Raw genomic sequence first — 21,025 nt, 5'->3', positions numbered from 1 at the left:
GGCGGGAGTGACCGGTCACTCCCGCCTCCGGGCCAGGCACCGGCCAGGCACCGGCCAGGAACCGGCCCGGAGCCGGCCCGGAGCCGGCCCGGGCAGTCCCGGCGATCCCCGACGCCGGCGCGGCATCCGCCGCGCGCGGCGCTGGGGCGCCGTCGGCTCAGCCCTGGGCGCCGGCGTCCTGGCCCGCGCCGTCCGTCGGCTGGGCGTCCGAGGGCTGCTGGGCGTCGCCGGACGAGGTGCCGGCCTCGCCGCGGATGGCGTCGTCGGCCTCGGTGGCCCGCGCCAGGGCGTCGTTGAGGCGCTGCTGGGCCTCGCCGTAGGCCGTCCAGTCGCCCGAGGCCAGGGCCTCCTCCGAGGCCCGGATGGCCTCGTTGGCGTCCGCGAGCGCCTGGCTGAGCTTCTCCTGCGCGCTCTGGTTCTCCGGGACCTGCGGCTGGGAGCCGGGCTCCTCGGCCGAGGGGTCCTGGCCGTCGGCCGTGCTGGCCCCCGAGTCGCCGCCGAACACCTGGTCCAGCGCCTCCTCCAGGGTGTTGGCGAAGCCCACCTCGTCACCGAAGGAGACGAGCACCTTGCGCAGGGTCGGATACGAGGTCGGCCCGGTCGACTGGATGTAGACGGGCTGCACGTACAGGATGCCCTCGGCCACCGGCAGGGTGATGAGGTTGCCGTTGATGACCTCCGAGGCGCCCTGGCGCAGCAGGTTCAGCTCCTGCGAGACCTGGGCGTTGGAGTCGAAGTTGGCCTGCGCCTGGCCCGGGCCCGGGATGGCGGTCTGCCGGGGCAGCTCGAGCAGCTGCAAGTGGCCGTAGCCCTCCGCCTTCTCCCCGTCCCGGCCGGTGCCGGCGTCCCCGTTGGCGGACAGGAACCCGTAGAGCACGTTGCGCTGCTGGGCGCCCTGGGTGATCTGCGGGATGAAGTTGCTCGTCAGGGAGAAGGCCGGATCGTCCTTGCCCGGCATCCGCAGCGTCATGTAGTACGGCGGCTGCTTGACGGACGGATCGTCCTGCGTCGGGTCGGTCGGCACGGACCAGGCGTCGTTGTTCTCGTAGAAGTCGACGGGGTTTGTCACGTGGTACCGGCCCAGCAGCTCCCGCTGGACCTTGAACATGTCCTCCGGGTAGCGCACGTGCTCCATGAGGCTTGCGCTCATCTCCGAGTACGGCTTGAGGGAGGTCGGGTAGACCTGCTGCCACGCCTTCAGCAGGGGATCCTCCTCGTCCCATGCGTACAGGGAGACGGACCCGTCGTAGGCGTCCACGGTGGCCTTGACCGAGTTGCGGATGTAGTTGACCCGGCCGGTGAGGTTCGCGGCGGCGTCCGTGTTGAGCGCGTCCCGGGTGGCCGAGTCCAGCTGCTGCGAGGTGGAGTACGGGAACTCGTTGGAGGTGGTGTAGCCCTCCACGATCCACTGCACCCGTCCGTCCACGATCGCCGGGTAGGCGTTGGAGTCGACGGTCAGGTACGGGGCCACCTTCTCCACGCGCTCGATCGGGTTGCGGTCGTAGAGGATCTGCGACTCAGAGTTCACGTCCGAGGACAGCAGGATCTCGGTGGAGCCGAACTTGATGGCGTACACCAGCCGGTTGAAGAACCCGCCCACGGAGGGGCCGCCGTCGCCGGCGAAGGTGTAGGTGGTGTCCTGGTCGCTGCTGGCGTCCTGCGGACGGTCGCGCTCGCGCTCGGGGGCGCCCTCCGGGGCACCGACGATCGAGTAGCTGGGCGAGTTCATGCCGAAGTAGATGCGCGGCTCGTACGTCGTGTCGTTGCCCAGTTCCCCGGAGGTCGGGATGCCGGAGAGCAGGAACGAGGGCCGGCCGCCCGCGGCGACCTCGGAGGCGTCCGCGGCCACCACGCCGTAGCCGTGGGTGTACGTGATGTGCTGGTTCACCCAGGAGGACGTGGGGTCCACGTTGACGTCGCGCACCGAGATGATGGTGTCCTGGACCTTGTCCTCGACCTCGTAGCGGTCCACGTGCAGGGTGTCCGGGAACCCGTAGTACGGGCGGAACTGCTGCAGCTGGCCGAAGGTGCGCGAGAGCAGGTTCGGGTCCATCAGGCGGACGTTCTGCGTGTTGGCCGCCTCGCCCTCCAGGCTGCCCTTCTCCGCGTCGGTGGACCCGGCGTACTGGGTCGACTCCACGTCCGCGAGCCCGTAGGCCTCGCGGGTGTGCTCGATGTTCCGGGCGATGTAGTCCTGCTCGAGGGTCACCTCGGAGGGCTTGACCTGGTACTCCTGGATCAGGAACGGGTAGGCGGCGCCGGCCACGATGGCCGCCACGAGCAGCACGGCGGTGCCCACGAGGGACAGCCGCCACCGGCCGGAGAACGCGGTGACCACGAACAGGATGGCGACCAGGACCGCGGCCACGGCGAGAATCGTGGAGGTGGGGATGACGGCGTTGACGTCCGTGTAGAGGGCCCCGGCCCAGTTGCCGTCCTGCGACTGCAGGGTCCGGTAGCGGTTGAGCCAGTAGTTGCCGCCCTGCAGGAGCAGGAACAGCGCGGCGTACACGGCGATGTGCACGCGGGCCGGAGGCTCCACGACGATCCCGCCCTGCTCCCGGACCCGCACCGACCCGTAGAGGTAGTGCACCAGCAGCCCGGCGATCCCGGAGATCAGCACCACCGAGATGAGGAACCCGAGGACCAGGCCGAGGAACGGCAGGCTGGCCATGTAGAAGGTGTAGTCCAGCCCGAACTCGGGGTCGGTCTTGCCGTAGGCCTGCTGGTTCAGGAACAGCAGCACGTCCTGCCAGGCGTTCATGGCGGCGGAGCCGGCGAAGAAGCCGATCACCACGGGGATGCCGATGAACACCAGCCGGCGCATCGGCTCCAGCTGGCGCTGGTACTGGGCGAGCGTGTCCCGCGTCTGGCTGTGCAGGTTCCGGGGCCGCCGGCGCCAGGCCAGCCACATGGACAGCCACACGGCCGCCGCCATGACGAGGCCGGCGACCAGGAACAGCGTCCCGCGGGTGCGGATCTCGGTCCAGAAGACCTCGGAGTAGCCGATCTGGTTGTACCAGAGGACGTCGCTGTAGACCCCGGCGAAGAACATGAACAGGACCACGAGCGCCGCGACCACCACCACGGTGAGCACCAGGGCCGAGGGCCGCCGGGGCCCGCCGGAGGCGCTGCGGGCGCCGCCGTCGTTGCCGGGCCGGCCGGGCTCGCCCGGACGGCGGGGACCTCCCGGGCCGCCCGGGCCGCTGCCGAACGGCCCGCCGGGGCCGCCGGGGCCCCGGCCGCCGCCGCGTCCGTCGTCCGGTCCGCCGAAGAGACCGCCGAATCCTTGTCCGAAACTCACGTGTCCTTACCCCTCTGCGCCGGAGGCGCACTTCGTGTCCTGCACTGCTGAGGCGGCGCCGCGCGCCACCGAGGTCTGTGTCCCACCGGGTCTCCCGTCATCCGCACGTCGGCGCGCGGGGGGACCGGCCCTGCGCGAGGGCCTCCACCGCCGCGCGGGCCTCGTCGAGGGTGGCCACGGAGTACGCGTCGATGCCGTCCGGGACGTGGCCGGCCAGTGCCGCGCAGTTGCCGGCGGGGGCGAGGAAGTGCTCCGCCCCGGCCTCCCGCGCTCCGGCGACCTTCTGCACGATGCCGCCGATCTCCCCCACCGTGCCGTCCGGGTCGATCGTGCCGGTGCCGGCGATGTGCTGCCCGCCGGTCAGCGCCCCGGGCGTCATCTCGTCGATGATCCCGAGGGCGAACATCATCCCGGCGCTGGGTCCGCCCACGTTCTCCAGGGCGATGCGCACGTCCACCGGGAACCGGAAGGCGGAGTCCAGGTAGATGCCGAGCAGCCAGCTCCCGTCGGGGCCCGCGTACACGGGCGCCTGCACGGTGAGCCGCCGCCCGTCCCGGACGATGCCGAGCTCCACCGGCCGGCCGCCCGAGGCAGCGAGGCGGTCCTTGAGGCCCTCCAGGCCGGTGACCGGCTCCCCGGCCGCCGAGACGAGCCGGTCATGCTCCCGGAGCACGTCCGTGGCCCGGGAGTCCGGCGCGAACCCCGCCACGGACAGCTCCTGGCCGTAGTCGATCCCCAGCTCTTCGAGCGCCGCGGCGACCGCCCAGTCCTGCGAGGTGGCCATCGCCTGGCTGTTCTCGGCGTCGACCTCGTCGGCCGTGGTCCCGGAGGGGTAGACGAGCTCGCCGGGCACGATCCGCCGCGTGGGGTCCACCCAGCCGCCGAGGACGTCCAGGGCCGTGGTCCAGCCCGTCGGCGGGCCGTGCAGGTAGACGGTGGTGAGGTCGAGGCTGCCGGTGGTCGGGTAGGTGGGGGCACCGTCCACGGTGATGACGGGCTCGCCGTCGTGCTCGCCGATCGTGTTGAAGGTCGGCCCCGGCGACTCGACGATGTAGGGGGTCGGCAGCGCGAGCGCGGTGAGCGTCAGGAGCCCGGCCGCGGCCCCGGCGAGGGTGGTCGCCCGGCGACGGCGGCGCAGGAGCCGGGCACGCCGGGCGGCGGGGGCGATGGAGACCGCCCCGGCGGTTCCGGGCACGTCCGACGGCGACTCCGGCGGGCGACGGGTCTCTCGCACGTCTGGGCACCTGTCTTCACGGATACTGCACCGGTCGGCGGGTCCACCGTCCGGGCGGCAGGGCATGCACCCCGGACGAGCCGGGGTGCTCTGGTCTCGACCCTCATTCTAGGGGGTGCGGGGCCCGGCGACGGCCGTGCGCGCCGGGGGCGCGCCCGCGGCTGTGCGCCGACAGTGAACCAGAGCGCCCGCTGCGGACACCGCCCGACGGCGCCGATACGCTGGTGCCCATGACGAATCCCCCGAACGGCCCCGGTTCCCCCTCCGAGGGAGATGACCCGCTGTCCGAGATGCTCCGCCGCATGTTCGGCGGCGACGGCCCGGATCCCGAGGAGCTCAGGCGCGCCCTCGGCGGGCTGGGCGGCGCGGGCGGTGCGGGCGGCGGACTGCCGTTCGACCCCTCGCAGCTGGACCCGGCGATGATGGGCCAGATGATGCAGCAGTTCCAGGCCATGATGCAGTCCTCCCCCGAGGACGGCCCGGTGAACTGGACGCTGGCCCGCCAGTCGGCGCGGCAGGCGGCCGCGGGCCAGGACCCGACCGTGGGCACCTTCGCCCGCCGGGAGATCGACGAGGCCCTGCGCCTGGCGGAGCTGTGGCTGGACGGCGCCACGGACCTCGAGGCCACCGGCCTGCTGGGCAAGGCGTGGTCGCGCGCCGAGTGGGTCGAGGCGACCATGGACACGTGGCGCCGGCTGACCGAGCCGGTCGCGGTGTCCATGTCCGAGGCCATGAGCCGGGCCATGAAGGACCAGATGCCCGGGCAGGTGCCCGAGGAGATGCAGGGCATGCTCGGCGGGCTGCAGCCGATGCTGAAGAACCTGGGCGGCACCCTGTTCGGCCTCCAGCTCGGCCAGGCCGTGGGCGCGCTCGCCCAGGAGGTGCTCTCCGGCACGGACCCGGGATTCCCCGTGGCCGGGCACCAGCTGGCGATGGTCCCGGTGAACATCGAGGAGTTCGGCGACGGACTACAGGTCCCGGACGACCAGATCCGCATCTACCTCGCGCTGCGCGAGGTCGCCCGCATGCGCCTGTTCGTGCACTCGCCGTGGCTGGAGCGCGACCTGTACGCCGCGATCGAGCAGTACGCCGCGGGCGTGCACATCGACATGACCCGGATCGAGGAGGCCGCCCGGTCCATCGACCCCTCGGATCCGGAGTCCATGCAGGAGGCCTTCACCGGCGTGTCCTTCATCCCGGAGCCGACCGGGCCCCAGAAGGCCGCGCTGGAGCGGCTCGAGACGACGCTCGCCCTCATCGAGGGCTGGGTGGACGTGGTGGTCACCGAGGCCGCCGCCCCGCTCGACGCCGCCCACGCCCTGCGCGAGACCATCAACCGCCGACGGGCCACGGGCGGCCCGGCCGAGCACGCCTTCGGGTCCCTCGTGGGCCTGGACCTGCGTCCGCGCCGGCTGCGCGAGGCCGCCACGCTGTGGGAGACCATCGGGGCGGCCAAGGGCCGCGAGTACCGGGACGGCATCTGGCGCCACCCGGACCTGCAGCCCACCGCCGAGGACCTCGACGACCCGAGCGGCTACGTCTCCCGGCGGGAGACCCGGGAGCGGGAGTCCGCCGGCCTGGACGACGAGCTGCGCAAGCTGCTCGCCGGCGGCTTCGACGGCCCGCACGACCAGGACGGCCAGGACGACCAGCAGGACCAGGGCGGCGACGGCGGGCCCGCGGACTCCGGCAGCGGACGCTAGGGGCAGCCTCCCCGGAGACGCCGGCGGGCGGTCCACCGCCGCACGGGTCAGTCGTCCCCGCTCCCGGCCGGTCCGGCGTCCGGCTCGCCGTCGGGACCGGACAGGCCCCGTCCCGTCGCGTAGCTGACGCCCGCCAGGAACGCCATGGCCTCCCGTTGCCGGGGGTACCGGTCCGCCAGGGCGTGGAAGGCCGCTGAGTGGTCGGCGTGCTCCAGGTGTGCCAGCTCGTGGACGAGCACCCCGTCGACCACCCAGTCCGGCATGCCGGCCAGCTCCGAGGACAGGCGGATCCGTCCGGTGCCGGGCGTGCAGGAGCCCCAGCGGCGCTGCTGGCGGGTGGACCACACGACCTCCCGCGGCTGGACGCGGCCGTCCAGCCAGCGCCGCGCCAGCCCCCGTGCCCGGGCCAGCAGGTCGGCGTCCGAGGACGGGCCCGACGGCTGGCGCGAGGCGACCTTGAGGATCATCCGGCGCGCCCAGTCGTGCTCCTCGGCGCTGCCCAGGCCCATCGGCACCGAGACCTGGAGCCTTCCGTCGCGCCACGCGGCCGAGATCGTGCGCGTGCGGCGGGCGGAGCGCACGATGCGCACCGGCGTGCCGTCGACCTCCAGGTCGACGCTCTGGCGCGGGGTCCGGGACGGGGTTCCTGCGGCACGGCGGCCGGTCGTCGGGCTCATGGCCTCCATTCTGCCGCCGCCGGGGACGGCCCCGGCGCGCCGCCGCCGGTCCCTGTGGACAACCCGGCCGACCCCGCCGGATGTGGTGCCACGATGGTCGGACGCCGGCCGGACGCCGGCGCCCCGCCACCGGCCTCCCCCGCCGGTCCGACACCCCTGGGAGGACCCCATGCGCCTGAACCCCGGACTCAGCCTCGTCCGCCTGGCCGAGGACACCGTCCAGGTCGGCTCCGGCTCACGCTCGACCCAGCTCTCCGGCTGCACGCCGGCGGTCATGGCGTTCCTCGACCGCCTGGCCGCGGGCATCCCGGACGACGGCGAGCGCGAGGCCGTGCGCACGTGCGGGCTGGATCCGGCCGAGGCGCGGGAGCTGGTGTCCATGCTCGAGGGTTTCCTGCACCGGCAGTCCTCGCCGCCGGGCCCCGGCGCCGGGCACGCCGCCGACGTGCTGGCCCAGGACCTGGCGGCGGCGCTGGCCGTGGAGCCCGGGCCGGTGGACTCCGCCGAGCGGGCCGCCGACCTCCTGGACCGGCGCCGGCGGGCCGGGGTCCAGGTGCTCGGGCTCGGGCGCACCGGGGCGGCGGTCGCCCGCTCCCTCGCGGCCGCCGGGATCGGCCGGCTCGTGCTGTGGGACCGCGCCGAGGTGGCCACCGCGGACCTCGGCACCGGGTACCTGCCCGGCGACCTCGGCCGGATCCGTCCGGTCGCGCTGGCCCGGCGCATCGACGACGTCGGCCTGGACCCGGTGGTGCTTCCCCTCACCACCCCGCTCCCGCCCGGCCCGGGGGCGGACGCGACGGTGGTGGTCACGCGCGGGGCCGTGGACCCGGAGTCCCTGGCGCTGGCCCGCGCTGCCGACCACGCCCTGCTGCCCGTGGTGGTCCGCGACGACGACGTGCTCGTGGGTCCCTGGTGCGCCCCCGCCGCGACCGGCTGCCCGGGGTGCTGGGACCTCGCGGCGGCGGCCACGGACCCGTTGCGCCCGGCCCGCACCGAGGCCCTGCTCGCCGCGGGCGCCGGGCGCGAGGACCTCACGCTGGCCCTGGCCGCCGGTGCCCTGGCCGCCCGCCGGGTGCTGCAGTGGGTGGACACCGGGGCGGTGGACGCCGGGACGGTGCTGCACCTGCAGGCCGGCACCGGACGGGTGGACACCCTGCACGTGCCCGCCCATCCCGGCTGCGCCTGCGCTCCCGCCGGCTAGCCCCGCCGGCGCCGACCCGCGTGCCCCGCCCCGGCCGGCGCCGACGGACGCCGCCTAGGCCGACGTCGTGCCGTTGACCAGCTCCAGCACGTCCGGCCCGTACTTCTCCAGCTTCGAGCGTCCCACCCCGGGGATGCGCAGCAGCTCGGCCGGGGTCTTCGGGGCGGCCTCGGCGATGGCCACGAGGGTGGCGTCCGTGAACACCACGAAGGCCGGCAACGAGGCCGCCTGGGAGGTGGCCAGCCGCCACGTGCGCAGGCTCTCGAACAGCGACTCGTCGTAGGTCGGCGGGCAGTCCGCGCACCGGCCCGTCTTCCGCTCGGCCCCCGTCTCCAGCAGGGTCCCGCACGTGCGGCAGTGGGCGGCCTGGGCCCGCTTCCGCCCGGTCCCGCGTCCTCCGCGGCCGTCGCCCCCCGCGGCGCCGGTCCGGCGGCGGGACGAGGCGCCGTGCCGCGAGGCCGCCTCGGGGTCGAGCGCCTCGAGGAACCGGGAGGGCTTGCGCGTCGAGCGCCCCCCGGTGCCCCGGGCCAGCGTCCAGGTCAGGAACAGCCGATGCCGGGCACGGGTGATCCCCACGTACAGCAGCCGGCGCTCCTCGTCGATGTCCTCCTGCGTGTCCGCGAAGCTGATGGGCATGAGCCCCTCCGAGAGCCCGACGAGGAACACGGCGTCCCACTCCAGGCCCTTCGCCGAGTGCAGGGAGGCGAGGGTGACGCCCTGGACGGTGGGGGCGTGCTGGCTGGCGGCCCGCTCGTCCAGCTCGGCGACGAGGTCCGCGAGGGTGAACTGCTCCCCGCGGGCGGCCGCCAGCTCCTCGGACAGCGCCACGAGGGCGTTGAGCGACTCCCACTTCTCCCGCACGGCCCCGGAGGCCTGCGGGGCGGTCTCGGTGTAGCCGAGGGAGGCGAGCACGTCCCGGACGCGCCCCGGCACCTGGTCTCCGGCCACGTCCTGGGCGGAGCGCGCGGCGGCGCGCAGCTGCAGGATGCCGTCGCGCACCTCGCGGCGGGAGAAGAACCGCTCGCCGCCCCGCAGCTGGTAGCCGATGCCGGCGGCGGCGAAGGCCTGCTCGAACGCCTCCGACTGGCCGTTGGTGCGGAACAGCACGGCGATCTCCGCGGCCTGCACGCCCTCCTGCAGCAGGGCCTGGACCTGGCCGGCCACCCAGCCGGCCTCGGCCTCGTCGTCGGTGCACTCGGCGAACACCGGGTCCGGCCCGTGCGGCCGCTGGGAGACGAGCTCGAGCGGCTCCGCCCAGCGCGGCATCGGCCCGCGGGTGCCGTCCGGACCGGGCACCGGCACGCGCTGCCGGGTGCGCTCTGCGAGCAGCCGGTTGGCCAGGTCCACGACCTGCGGGGTGGAGCGGTAGTCCCGGACCAGCTTGACCATCGTGGCGTCCGGGTACTGGGCGCGGAAGTCCAGCAGGAACCGGGACGTGGCGCCGGTGAAGGAGTAGATCGTCTGCGAGGCGTCGCCGACGACGCACAGCTCCTGCCGCCCGCCCAGCCACAGGTCCAGCAGCCGGTGCTGCAGCGGCGAGACGTCCTGGTACTCGTCGACGATGAACACGCGGTACTGCTCCCGGACCTGGGCGGCGATCCGGGGCTCGGACTCGAGGATGCCGACCATCAGCAGCAGCACGTCCTCGAAGTCGATGAGGTTGCGGTCCGTCTTGACGTCCTCGTAGCCCTGGAACAGCCGGGCGACGCCGTTCGCGTCCCAGCCGGCGGGCATCTCGCGCCCGGCGGCGGCGGCCGCGTAGCCGTCCGGGGTGTGCATGGAGACCTTGGCCCACTCGATCTCCCCCGCCAGGTCCCGCAGGGCGGCGCGGTCCGTGGTGGTGCGCAGCCGCCGGGCGGCCTCCGCGAGCAGGTTGACCTTGTACTCCACCAGCTCCGGGACCGTCCCGCCGACCGCCTGCGGCCAGAAGTACTGCAGCTGGCGCAGCGCGGCGGAATGGAAGGTCCGGGCCTGCACGCCGTGGGCGCCCAGGTCCCGCAGCCGGGCCCGCATCTCCGCGGCGGCCCGGGCGGTGAACGTCAGGGCGAGGGTGCGGTGCGGGTCGTAGACGCCCGTCTGCACCCCGTAGGCGATCCGATGGGTGATGGCGCGGGTCTTGCCCGTGCCGGCCCCGGCCAGGATGCACACGGGACCGTTCAGGGTCGTGGCGGCCTGGCGCTGCTCGGCGTCCAGCCCGGCCAGGATGTCGCGCCGGTCCTGGGCCTGCGCGGTGTGCTCGGTCTGCTCGGTCACGGTCCTCCGGTTCGTGGTCGGTGCGTCCGGCCGCCGGCCTCGGGGCCGGCGCCGGTCGGTCGCCGGGGCCGTCCGGCTCGTGCCGGGGCGTCCCGCGCGGCGACGGCGGGTGGGTCAGTGGTGCAGCGTGCGCGGCTCGGGCAGGTCTCCGCCGAACCAGTGCTCGATCAGCGCCCGGGAGATGGACGTGGCGCCCGGGATGGTGACGTGCCCCTCCGCCACGGCGGCGCGCAGCTGCTCGCGGGTGAACCAGCGCACCTCGGCCAGCTCCTCCCCGTCGGCCGCCGCGGCGTCCGGGTCGTCCGTGACCGCGGAGAAGCCGAGCATGAGCGACTGGGGGAACGGCCAGGGCTGGGAGCCCAGGTACTGCGGGGAGTGGACCACGAGCTGGGACTCCTCGTGGATCTCCCGCACCACCGCGGCCTCGAGCGACTCCCCCGGCTCGACGAAGCCCGCCAGCGTGGAGAACCGCCCGGGGCCCCACGCGGTGTTGTTGCCCAGCAGGATGCGGTCCTCGCGGTCCGTGATGGCCACGATGATCGCCGGGTCCGTCCGCGGGAAGTGCTCCGAGGAGTCCGCCGGGCACACCCGCACCCAGCCGGACTGCGCCATCACGGTGCGCTCGCCGCAGCGCGGGCAGTGCGTGTGGGTGGCGTGCCAGTTCGCGATGGACACGGCCTCCACGAAGATGCCGGCGTCCCGGTCGGTCAGGGCGGCGGCGACGTCCCGCAGGCCCACCCAGGCGACCTGCCCGGGATCGGCGACGGCGGCGCCCCCGGCCTCGGGGGCGGCCAGCTCCGGGTGCCGCTCGGCGGTCAGCAGGATCAGTTCCGCGCGCGCCGCGTCACCGTCCGCGGGGAGGCCGGCGGTACCGGTCCCGGCACCGGCCGCGGACCGGCCCAGGTACACCGCGTCCCCCGGCAGCTCGCCCTGGGGCCGGTCGAGGACGAGCCGGCCGCCGAGGACCGGCGCACGTCCCCCGGTCAACCACAGCACGCGCGCCTCGGGGCGCGCCCACGCCCGCTGCAGCCACCCCGGCTCGGCCCGGACCTCGCAGCCGCGGTCCACGTCCTCCCGGGCCAGCGGCAGGCGGCCCAGGGCGGGCAGGGTCTCGTCGGGGATGCGCATGCCTCCACGGTACCGCCCGGCGTGGACACCGCGGGCGGCGGGCGGGGGCCCGCGACGGGCCGGAGGGGCCCGTCGCCGGCGTCCATCTGGCGACTCGCCGCCGGGCCCGGACGGTCCACGGCGGTCGGGAAAGTACCGTGGAGTGCGTGAACCGTACGCCCATGGAACTTGCTGCCTTGGCCAGCGCCGCGGTCCCGGACCTGTCCCCGACCGGTGTGGTCGGCTCACCGGACGATCCCCGGGACTTCTCGGCCGCCGTCGTGCTCGACCGGCAGGGCAACCGGTGGCGCGTGCGCTCGCCGCGGCACGAGGAGGCCGCCATGCGGCTCGAGACGGAGCTGCAGGTGCTGTCCGGCTTCACCCCGGCGGTGCGCGCCGCGCTGCCCTTCCGGGTGCCCTCCGTGGCCGGAGCGGTCCGGGTGGGCGGGCTGCGCACGTTCGTCTACCACGACATCCCGGGCCGCGAGAAGGACCTCGAGGACCTCACGGACCTGGGCCCGCGGGCCGTGGACGACATCGGCCGCGTCATCGCCGCCGTGCACGCGCTGCCCGCCGAGGTGGTGGAGAACGCCGACCTGCCGGTCTACACCGCCGACCAGTTCCGCCAGCGCCGCCTCAACGAGCTCGACCAGGCCGCCACGACCGGCCGCATCCCCTCCCTGCTGCTGCGCCGCTGGGAGGACGCGCTCGAGGAGATGGCGCTCTGGCGCTTCACCCCCGTGGTGGTGCACGGCGACCTGCACGAGGACAACCTGCTGGTGGACCACGGCCGCGTGGTGTCCGTGACGGGGTGGACCGACCTGCACATCGGCGATCCCGCCGACGACTTCTCCTGGCTCGCCTCCTGTGGGGACCGGGAGTTCACGGACGCCGTGGTGGACGCCTACTGGCGGCACCGCACCGGCGGCGTCGTGGCCGACGAGCACCTGCTGCGCCGGGCGGCCCTGGCCGCCGAGTTCGCCCTGGCCCAGTGGCTCGTCCGCGGCATCGCGGCGGAGGACGAGGACATGGCGGCCGAGGCCGAGACGATGCTGCTCGAGCTCAAGGACGACGTCGAGGCCCACGGCGGCCAGGAGATCAGCCTGACGCCCCCCGGCCCCCGCCTGGTCCCGGCACCGGCCCCGGAGGCCCCCGCGGCGCCGCCCGCGTCCCGCCCCGCGACCGCGCCGACCCGTCCGCCCCGCCCCGAGCGGGAGCCCGGGCGGGCCGGCGGGTCCCTCGGCGGCGCCGCCGACGCCGCCGGTGCCACCGGGACCGTCGTGGGCTCCGGGTCCCACGCCGTGGTGCCCGGCGACGCCGCCGACGAGGGCGTCGGCGAGGAGCTGGACGACGACGCCTGGCCGGCGGACGAGTCCGACGACGACGCGGTCATCACGGACCGGGAGCCCGGCACCTCGGCGTCGGCGCGGCTGCCGGCCGCGGTCCGGGCCGTCGACGACACGACCGGCGACGAGGTCCCGGAGGACGTGGACCCCGGCGACGTCGACGCGGACGACGTGGACCCGGGCGAGGCGGCGGCCCGGGAGGCGGCCGACGAGGACACCGCGGACGGGGAGGCGACGGCCACCGTGGCGGAGCGTCCCGCCGTGCGGGAGCACACCGGGTCCACCGCAGCCGGTCTCCGCGGTGGCCCGGCCACCACGGACGGGACGGCGGGCGACGGGACGGCCGGTGGCGGCGAGCCCTCCGGCGACGAGCAGCCGGCCGGGAGCGGGACGTCCGGCGAGCCGGTCCCGACGGTCACCGGCGAGCCCACCACCGTCATCGAGCTCGACGAGGTGCGCCAGCTGCACGTCGAGCGCCACGCGGACCCGTCCGCCTGAGGCCCCGGCGGCCCAGGCGGCGGGCCGCAGCACCTCAGGGCGCCGATGCCCCGGCGCCCTCGTCCCCGTGGATGGCCCGGGCCAGGATCCGCTCGAGCTCGGCCTCGCCCGCGAGGTCGTGCATCGCCTTCTCCACCCCGTGCGCCACGTAGACGAAGCTGGCGCTGATGTTCTCCAGCGGGATGCCGTGCAGCCGGGACCAGGCCAGCCGGTACACGGCCAACTGCAGGGACTTCACCTCCAGGTCGCGGCCGCGGGGTACCGCTCCGGTCTTCCAGTCGACGAGTTCCCACCGGGCGTCCGGGTCGTCCGGCGCGGAGGTGGTGCCGCCCTCGCGGAACACGGCGTCGATCCGGCCACGCAGGGTGACGCCGCCGACGGTGGTCTCCACGGGGGGCTCCACGTAGGCCGGCACCCGGTCCGCCCACCGGCTGGCCAGGAAGCTCCTCTTCATCGGCTCGAGGTCGAGGGCCTCCTCCACCCAGTGGTCCGCGGAGTCCTCGGGGTCGTCGAAGTCCAGCATGCCGGTGCTGCCGAAGTGCTCCTCCACCCAGGCGTGGAAGGCGGTGCCCCGCCGAGCGGCGTGCGCGGGCGGCCGCGGCATGGGCCGGCGCAGCTGCCGGGCCAGCGCGTCCGGATCGCCCGCCATCTCCACGAAGGTGGAGGCGCTGATGTGGCTCGGCAGCTCGACCGTGGTGCCCCGGTGGTTCACGGGCGCGGCGCGGTCCAGGACCCACTGGACCTGCCGGGCGATGTCGCGGGCCGACTCGCCCGGGCCGGCCTCCGGGGCGGCGCCGTCGGTCCCGTCCTCCGGCACGGCCCCCTCAGCGGAGGCCGCGTCCGCGGCCGCGAGCGCGGCGGTGTCCCCGGCCAGCGCCAGCGGCGCCGCCGAGCGCACCCACGCGGCGGCCGCCTCGAGGGCCACCCGACGCGGTCGGGAACGGCGGGGCAGCGGCGTGGCGCGGTCCTCGTCGTGGGGCGCCGCCGGGTCCATCACCCGGATCTCGGGGCCGTCCAGCGGGTCGAAGGGCCACCACGCCGTCAGCATCCGTCCGGCGAACGGGTTGGTCTCCCCCGCCTCCTCGGGGACGGTCCACGGCCCGCGGACGACCACCCCGGCGTCGGACTGCCCCGCCAGCTCGGCGAGGAACACGGACGGCTCGGCGGGGGTCTTGTTCCCCCCGCGCCAGTGGCTGCCGCTGACGAGCAGCAGCGTGCGGGCCCGGGTGAAGGCGACGTAGGCCAGCCGGCGCTCCTCCTGCAGGTGGTGCGCCGCGGCCTGCTCCTTGTACGAGTCCGGGTAGGCCTCCTGCTGGCCCTTGAGGAACCAGCCGAGGGCGTGGCCGGCCCAGTCCTGCTGCGTCTCCCAGTCCCTCGACCAGTGGGGCAGGCTCTCCCGGTCCCCCCGCAGGTCCCACGGCAGGTGGCCGCTGCGCTCGGCGGTCCACGTGTCGAAGGTCTTGCCGGGAAACTGGCCGTCCACCATGCCGGGCACGGCCACGACGTCCCACTCGAGCCCCTTCGAGGCGTGGGCCGTCAGCAGCTGCACGGCGTCGTGCCGCGGCTCCATGCCGGTGATGCCCAGGCCGTTCTCGCGTTCCTCCGCCGCCTCCAGCCAGGCCAGGAAGGCGGTGAGGTCGCTGCCCGAGCCGTCCTCCGCGCCCTGGCTGAAGTCGCGGGCGGCGTCGAGGAAGGCGTCCAGGTGCCGCCGGGCGGCCACGCCGGGCACGCCGGGACGCGCCTGGACCTCGAGGTCCAGCCCGAGCGTCCGCTCCACGAGCCGGATCAGCGCCGGCAGCTCCAGCCCGGTCTGCCCGGACAGCGACCGCAACTCCGCCGCCAGGCGCTCCAGCCGGCGGCGTCCCTCGTCGCTGAACGACCGGCCGGCGGCGGACACCCAGCCCGCCGGGGGCAGCCAGTCGAGGGCCTCGACCAGGGACGAGGACTCGGCGTCCTCCTCCGGCGAGGTGTCCAGCAGCGCCGGATCCTGGGCAGAAGCCGCGTCGCCGGCGTCGCGGGCGGCGCCGGCGGCCGCCCCGTCCTGCCCGGGCCCGGCGCCCGGCCCGGCCGGCCGCCGGTTCCGGGCCAGGTCGCGGGCCCGGTCCTGCAGGGCCATGAGGTCGGCCGGGCCGATGCGCCACCGGGCGCCGGTGAGGATGCGCATCAGGTGGTCCGACCGGCTCGGGTCCGAGACGACCTGCAGCACGGCGATGACGTCCGCCACCTCCGGCACGGACAGCAGCCCCGACAGGCCCAGCACCTCGTAGGGCACGCCGGCCGCGTCCATCACCTCCATGAGCGGCTCGAACTGGCTGCGCGTGCGGCACAGCACCGCACGGGTGGGCCGCTCCGCCAGGGGCAGCTCGTCCCGGCCGGCGACCCGCAGCGCCTCCACGACGGCCTCGGCCTCCTGCTCCGAGTCCGGCAGCCAGGCCACCCGCACCTCGCCCTCGGGAGCGCTCGGGGCCGGCTCGAGCGGGCGCACCTCGATCCCGCCCACGGGCGCGCTGCGCAGGGGACCGGCCACCGTGTTGGCCGCGGCGAGCACGTTCAGGGAGTTCCGCCACGCCGTGGTCAGGTAGCTCACGGGCGCGGGCGCCAGGCCGCCGTCGGGCAGGCGCCGGGGGAAGGTCCCGGGGAAGGCGAACAGCTGGCCGGCGGAGGCCCCGCGGAAGCCGTAGATCGACTGGTTCGGGTCGCCCACCGCCGTCACGGCGTGCCCCTCGCCCCCGTAGAGGCCCCGGAACAGCTCCAACTGGGCGTGCGAGGTGTCCTGGAACTCGTCCAGCAGCACCACCCGGAACCGCGAGCGCTCGATCTCCCCCACGGCGTCCACCTCGGCGGCGATGCGCGCCGCGTGGCGGACGAGGTCGCCGTAGTCCATGACGCCGGCCGCGGCCTTGGCGGCGCGGTAGTCCACCACGAGCTCGGACATGACCCGCCGCAGCCGGAGCATGGTGAACACCGAGGTGACCTTCGCGTTGCTGCCCTCGACCTGCTTGGCGCTGTACGGCAGCGACTCCCCCCGGGCGTGGGCCTCGGCGAGGAAGTGCTCGACGTCCTCGGGCTCCACGAGGTGCTCGGCGCAGTCGGCAGCCAGCTTGATGACCCCCCGGACCAGGGTCGAGGCCGGGACCTCGGCGAACCCGAGGTCGCCCTCGTAGGCCCGGACGATCCGGGAGACGAGCTGGTAGGACTGCGCCTCGCCGATCATCCCGGTGTCCGGCTCCAGGCCGATCCGCATGCCGTGGTCCCGCACGAGCGTATGCGCGTACGAGTGGTAGGTGGACACGCTGGCCCGTGCCGGCGCCTCCTCGGCGCCCTCGATCTCCAGGCCCGTCTCGGCCAGCAGGTCCAGCTTGCGGTTGATGCGGTGGGCGAGTTCCCCGGCGGCCTTGCGCGTGAAGGTCACGCCGAGCACCTGGTCCGGGGCCACGAGGCCGTTGGCCACCAGCCAGACCACGCGGTCGGACATGGTCGCGGTCTTGCCCGACCCCGCGCCGGCCACGACGAGCCGGGGCTCGAGGCCGGAGGAGACCACGGCGGACTGCTCCGGCGTGGGGGCGTACTGCCCCAGCCGCTCGGCGAGCTCCTCGGGGCCGTACCGCGCGGTGGCGGCGGCCGGGGTCAGCGGTGCCATTCGGTGGCCTGCCTTCCGTCGCTGTGGATGGGGCACACGGCCGGCAGCGCGCAGCCGGGGCCGTCGGGTCCGCCGTGCACGGCCAGGAACCGCGGGCCGACCATGCTGGCCGCGGCGGTGAACACCTGGTCCAGGGCCCACTGCTCGTCCGCGGACAGCGCGGGCTGCTCCTGGACCTTCACGGACTTGTTCTTGGTGCGCAGCTGCACGAGGGCCGCCCCACCCGGCTCCGTGGGCCGCTCGAACTCCTCCGCCGCGAGCGCGCCGGCCGCGATCGCGGCCTGGTACACGCCCAGCTGCGGCAGTTCGCGCAGGTCCGCCTGCGTGGGCTCGTTCCGCCCCGTCTTGAGGTCGATGACCACCGGCCGGCCCTCGGCGTCCCGCTCGAGCCGGTCGATGCTGCCGTTGATGCGCACGCGCAGCCCGTCCCGCTCGAGCTCCTGGTGGAAGCGGTGCTCCACGTGCACGCGGGTCCGTCCCGCCTTCTCCATCTGGCGCAGGTAGGACACGAAGTACTCGAGCATCCGCACGGCCTCGGCGCGCAGCCGGTCCGCCTCCCAGCCGGGCTCCAGGCCCAGGTCCGGCAGCCGCCGCTCGAACTCGGCCACGAGGGCCTCGGCGGGGCCGTCGGGGTGGGCCTCGGCCACGGCGTGGATGAGCGTGCCGAGGGACTGCGCCTGCGTGCTGCCGGCCTGCGCCCCGGCCTGGTAGAGGAACCAGTTCAACGGGGACTCGAGCGCGGTCTGGACGCGGGAGGGGGACACGGGCACCGGCGTGGTCGCGGTGTCCACGAGCGGCGCGGTCGTGGACAGCGGCAGCAGACCCCACCATTCGGCCGGGTCCGCCCCGCGGATGCCCTCCTCCGCCAGCCGGGCCAGGGCGGCCGCGGCCACGGCGGTCCCCGGCCGCGCACCCGCCTCCGCGGCGGCCCCGGTGCGGGCCTCCCGGCGGGGTCCCGGTCCCCGGCCGTCATCGGCGCCGGGGTCCTCGGTGCCGTGGTCCCCGGCGGCGACGGCGTCCTCCTCCAGCCGGCGGCGCAGCCGCGCCACGAGCGCCGCGGCCGTGATGGGCGGCGGGACCTCGGTGAGCGGACGCGGGTGGTCCAGGTCCCGCCAGGGCGAGAGCAGGTCGAGGAAGTCGCTGGGCTGGGCGTCGTCCGAGGCCACGGCGATGCCGACGACGAGCCGGCGGGCCCGGGAGACCGCGGTGGAGAAGCTGCGCAGCTCGTCCTGGCGGACCTCCGCCAGCCGCGAGCGCCGGTCGGCCACGGTCGCCCGGCCCGAGACCACGTCGGCGAGGTCGGTGGCCCCCAGCAGCTGGCCCCGCAGCCGCGTGTTGGGCCAGATGCCCTCCTGCAGGCCGGCGATGATGACCGCGTCCCACTCCAGGCCGGCGGCGGTGGCGGGGGTCAGCACGGAGACCGAGCCCTCGTGGGCGCCGGCCGGGGCCAGCACGTCCATCGGCACGTCCTGGGCCTCCATGTAGTCCGCGAAGGACAGCGCGGACGCGCCGGGGAACTGGTCCACGTAGCGCTCGGCCGCCTGGAACAGCCCGACGACGGCGTCCAGGTCGTGGTCCGCGCGCCGGGAGTCCGGCCCCGTGCCCGCCACGGCCTCGTGCTCCCAGCGCGCGGGGCGGTCCGAGGCGCTCCACAGGGCCCACAGGACGGTCTCCGCGGTGGCGGCGGGATCCGCGGCGGCCTGCCGGCCGGCCGCGAGCATGCGGGCGATCCGCTGGAGCCCCGCCCCGGCGACGCGGTGCCCGTCCAGCGACCCGGGGTCCTCGAGGGCGGCCAGCAGCAGGTCCGCGCTGGACCGCGTCCCGCCCCGGGCGCGCTCGTCCCGCAGCAGCCGCTGGCGCAGCTGGCGCACGTGCAGGGCGGTCGCGCCGCCGTAGCGGCCCCCCGCGAGCCACAGGGCCTCGTCCAGGTCCGGTGCCGCGTCCGGGCTGCCGCCGGGCGAGGCGGCCAGGCGCAACAGGGCCAGCAGCGGCGTGACGGCGGGCTCGGTCTTCAGGACGGTGTCCGCGAGGGACCGGTTGACGGGCACGCCCTCCGCCTCGAGGAAGCGGCCGAGCTCGGCGACCAGTGGCCCCGAGCGCGCGATCACCGCCATCCGGCCCAGCGGGATGCCCTCGCGGTGGTGCAGGTGCAGCAGCTGCTGCAGCACGAGGTGCTGCTCGTGGGCCGGCGAGGCGACGAGGTGGACGCTGGCCCCGGGGGCCGGGGACGCGTCCGGAGCGCCGCCGGCCGGGCCAGCCGCGGGGACGGGTGCCCGCGCGTCCGGCGCGGGATCCCGCGCGGCGTCCGCGTCCCCCGTGCCGGCCCCGTCCCGCGGCGCCAGTCCCTGCCGCACCGCGTCCTGGCCGGGCAGGGCGGGGATGCGCCGGGCCACCCGCTGCCAGGCGGCGAGCACCCCGTCGCCGAGCCGGTGGCTGGTGGCCAGGGCCAGGGTCAGTCCGCCGTCCCCGGGGCCGGCGCCGCCCGCCGGTCCGTCCGCCGCGGGCCGGTCCCCGCGCGCTGCGGGCGGGACGGGCGCCACGAGGCACTCCGGGTAGTCCCCCACCAGGTCCGGCCGGGCCCCGCGGAAGCCCTGGACCACCGTGTCCGGGCTGGCCGTGGCGACGACGTCCTGGCCGCGGCCCAGCAGCCGCACGAGGCGGTGCACGGCCGGGGTGGCCTCCTGCAGGTCGTCCACGACCAGGACGGGCAGTGCGGCGCGCTCGGCGGCCAGCAGGTCCTCGTTCTCCTCCAGCAGGCGGCACGCCGTGGTGATGAGCCCGGCGGGGTCGAAGGCCTCGGCCATGCCCAGGTCCAGCCGGTCGCGGTAGTCCTGGAGCAGCACGGCGGCGGCGGTCCACTCGGGCCGGAGGTGCTCCTCGCCCAGCTCCTCGAGACGTCCGGGCTCCACGCCGTACTCGCTCGTGCGGTCGATCAGCTCGCGCACCTCCTTGCGGAAGCCGCGCGTGGCGACCGCCTCGGAGAGGTCCCGGGGCCAGTCCGGGCCCGGCCGCTCCCCCGCGGCGTAGGACTCCAGCAGCTCGGCGATGACCGTGTCCTGCTCCGCGCCCGAGAGCAGCCGCGGCGTGCGCTGCACGGTCGGCAGGTACCCGCCCACGCGGGCCCGACGGACCAGGTCGAAGGCGTAGGCGGCCCAGGTGCGCACGGGGGTGGCCGCGCGGGTGCCCCGGCCCGCGCGGTCCAGGCGGACGGACAGGGCGTCCCGGAGCCGGGCCGCGGCCTGGCGCGTGGGGGCGAGCACGAGCAGCCGGGCCGGGTCCAGCCCGTGCTCGATCCGCCGGGCGGCGTACTCGACGGCCACCGCGCTGCGGCCGGTCCCGGGCCCGCCCAGGACGAGCACCGGACCGTGGCCGGGGGCGAGGTCCAGGACCCGCTGCTGGTCCGCGTCCGGCACGAACGCCTCCGCCCGGACCGTCGCCGGCGCGGTGAGCCGCGGGCCGGGGGCCGCGGTCGGGGCGGGGGCCTGCGCGGGGGCGGTGGGCGCGTGGGAAGGCATGGTCTCATTCAACCAGCCGGGCCGGACGGGTTAGCCGGCCGAGCCCGGCGGCCGCCCCAGTGCGGCCCGCAGGCCCGCGAGCGCGGCCCGGGCGCCGGCGTCGGGCTCCCACCGGGCGGCGGCGAGGTCCACGCGCACCGGGGCGCCGCCGTCGGGCGCCGCGCCGTGGCCCCGCAGGGGGGTGCCCTCGTCGCGGTAGTGCGGCGCGGCCCGCGCGGACAACGACGCCGGCAGCGTCCCGTCAGCGCGCACGACCCGCCACCAGGGCGTGCCGTCCGGGCACCGGGACATCGCGCGGCCGGCCTGGCGGGGACCGCCGGCCCCGAGGAGCCCGGCCAGGGCCCCGTAGCTGACGGCCCGGCCGGGCGGGACGAGTCCCGCCGCGAGCACGAGGGCCTCGGCCAGCTCGTAGGGACCCCCGGACAGCCCGGACGCGCCGCGGGCGGCGTCCTCCGGCCCCGGACCGGGCGGCGGGGCCGGGGTGACGGCGGTGACGGCGGTGACAGCGTCGGACGACTCCACAGAACCCATGGTGCCACCGGGCGTC

Annotated in this window: 11 protein-coding genes; 3 read left to right on the top strand and 8 right to left on the bottom strand. The window is 76.0% G+C overall.

Annotation, left to right across the window (positions count from 1 at the left end):
• Nucleotides 1–157: 157 nt before the first annotated feature.
• Together E7744_RS05615 and E7744_RS05610 are read right to left on the bottom strand one after the other, a co-directional pair.
• Complete coding sequence (locus E7744_RS05615) at nucleotides 158–3,304, bottom strand: UPF0182 family protein (RefSeq protein ID WP_246858570.1); 3,147 nt, start codon at nucleotides 3,302–3,304, stop codon at nucleotides 158–160.
• Between the two features lie 97 nt (nucleotides 3,305–3,401).
• Nucleotides 3,402–4,538 carry a PDZ domain-containing protein gene (locus E7744_RS05610; protein ID WP_137773270.1) on the bottom strand — a complete coding sequence of 379 codons (1,137 nt, stop codon included), beginning with the start codon at nucleotides 4,536–4,538 and terminating at the stop codon, nucleotides 3,402–3,404.
• Nucleotides 4,539–4,768: 230 nt separating this feature from the next.
• Here E7744_RS05610 and E7744_RS05605 point away from each other — a divergent pair, with 230 nt between their 5' ends.
• Entirely contained in the window at nucleotides 4,769–6,241 is a 1,473-nt protein-coding gene (locus tag E7744_RS05605; RefSeq protein WP_137773269.1) for a zinc-dependent metalloprotease, read from the top strand.
• 47 nt (nucleotides 6,242–6,288) lie between these two features.
• On the opposite strand, the gene E7744_RS05600 is transcribed toward E7744_RS05605, so the two are convergent.
• Complete coding sequence (locus tag E7744_RS05600) at nucleotides 6,289–6,918, bottom strand: M48 family metallopeptidase (protein WP_137773268.1); 630 nt, start codon at nucleotides 6,916–6,918, stop codon at nucleotides 6,289–6,291.
• 169 nt (nucleotides 6,919–7,087) lie between these two features.
• On the opposite strand from E7744_RS05600, the gene E7744_RS05595 reads away from it, so the two are divergent.
• The gene (locus tag E7744_RS05595) at nucleotides 7,088–8,119 is read left to right on the top strand and encodes a ThiF family adenylyltransferase (RefSeq protein ID WP_168199768.1); all 1,032 of its coding nucleotides are present in this window, start codon (nucleotides 7,088–7,090) and stop codon (nucleotides 8,117–8,119) included.
• Between the two features lie 54 nt (nucleotides 8,120–8,173).
• On the opposite strand, the gene E7744_RS05590 is transcribed toward E7744_RS05595, so the two are convergent.
• Nucleotides 8,174–10,372, bottom strand: a complete 2,199-nt coding sequence (locus E7744_RS05590; RefSeq protein WP_137773266.1) for an ATP-dependent DNA helicase UvrD2 — start codon at nucleotides 10,370–10,372, stop codon at nucleotides 8,174–8,176.
• 114 nt (nucleotides 10,373–10,486) lie between these two features.
• Nucleotides 10,487–11,500: an NAD(+) diphosphatase gene (gene nudC / locus E7744_RS05585; protein ID WP_137773265.1), complete on the bottom strand. Its 1,014-nt coding sequence runs from the start codon at nucleotides 11,498–11,500 to the stop codon at nucleotides 10,487–10,489.
• Nucleotides 11,501–11,661: 161 nt separating this feature from the next.
• Here nudC and E7744_RS16565 point away from each other — a divergent pair, with 161 nt between their 5' ends.
• Complete coding sequence (locus tag E7744_RS16565) at nucleotides 11,662–13,323, top strand: phosphotransferase (protein WP_371415380.1); 1,662 nt, start codon at nucleotides 11,662–11,664, stop codon at nucleotides 13,321–13,323.
• Nucleotides 13,324–13,357: 34 nt separating this feature from the next.
• Here E7744_RS16565 and E7744_RS05575 read toward each other — a convergent pair whose 3' ends face one another.
• From E7744_RS05575 to E7744_RS05565, 3 genes are read right to left on the bottom strand one after another with little or no spacing between them, the layout of a single operon-like run.
• Nucleotides 13,358–16,963, bottom strand: coding sequence for an ATP-dependent DNA helicase (locus E7744_RS05575; RefSeq protein WP_137773263.1), 3,606 nt, complete (start codon nucleotides 16,961–16,963; stop codon nucleotides 13,358–13,360).
• The gene (locus tag E7744_RS05570) at nucleotides 16,951–20,478 is read right to left on the bottom strand and encodes an ATP-dependent helicase (protein ID WP_137773262.1); all 3,528 of its coding nucleotides are present in this window, start codon (nucleotides 20,476–20,478) and stop codon (nucleotides 16,951–16,953) included. Before E7744_RS05570 ends, E7744_RS05575 begins: the two co-directional genes overlap by 13 nt.
• Before the next feature lie 30 nt (nucleotides 20,479–20,508).
• Nucleotides 20,509–21,000: an MGMT family protein gene (locus tag E7744_RS05565; RefSeq protein WP_246858569.1), complete on the bottom strand. Its 492-nt coding sequence runs from the start codon at nucleotides 20,998–21,000 to the stop codon at nucleotides 20,509–20,511.
• Nucleotides 21,001–21,025 lie beyond the last annotated feature (25 nt).

Source organism: Citricoccus sp. SGAir0253, from assembly GCF_005877055.1.
Classification (GTDB): domain Bacteria; phylum Actinomycetota; class Actinomycetes; order Actinomycetales; family Micrococcaceae; genus Citricoccus.
This window is presented reverse-complemented; position numbering and strand designations above follow the sequence as displayed.

What these genes read in the sequence shown, in the direction of transcription:
- E7744_RS05605 (WP_137773269.1), top strand. Translation starts at nt 4,769, where the DNA reads ATGACGAATCCCCCGAACGGCCCCGGTTCCCCCTCCGAGGGAGATGAC.
- E7744_RS05600 (WP_137773268.1), bottom strand. Translation starts at nt 6,918, where the DNA reads ATGAGCCCGACGACCGGCCGCCGTGCCGCAGGAACCCCGTCCCGGACC.
- E7744_RS05595 (WP_168199768.1), top strand. Translation starts at nt 7,088, where the DNA reads ATGCGCCTGAACCCCGGACTCAGCCTCGTCCGCCTGGCCGAGGACACC.
- nudC (WP_137773265.1), bottom strand. Translation starts at nt 11,500, where the DNA reads ATGCGCATCCCCGACGAGACCCTGCCCGCCCTGGGCCGCCTGCCGCTG.
- E7744_RS16565 (WP_371415380.1), top strand. Translation starts at nt 11,662, where the DNA reads ATGGAACTTGCTGCCTTGGCCAGCGCCGCGGTCCCGGACCTGTCCCCG.
- E7744_RS05575 (WP_137773263.1), bottom strand. Translation starts at nt 16,963, where the DNA reads ATGGCACCGCTGACCCCGGCCGCCGCCACCGCGCGGTACGGCCCCGAG.
- E7744_RS05570 (WP_137773262.1), bottom strand. Translation starts at nt 20,478, where the DNA reads ATGCCTTCCCACGCGCCCACCGCCCCCGCGCAGGCCCCCGCCCCGACC.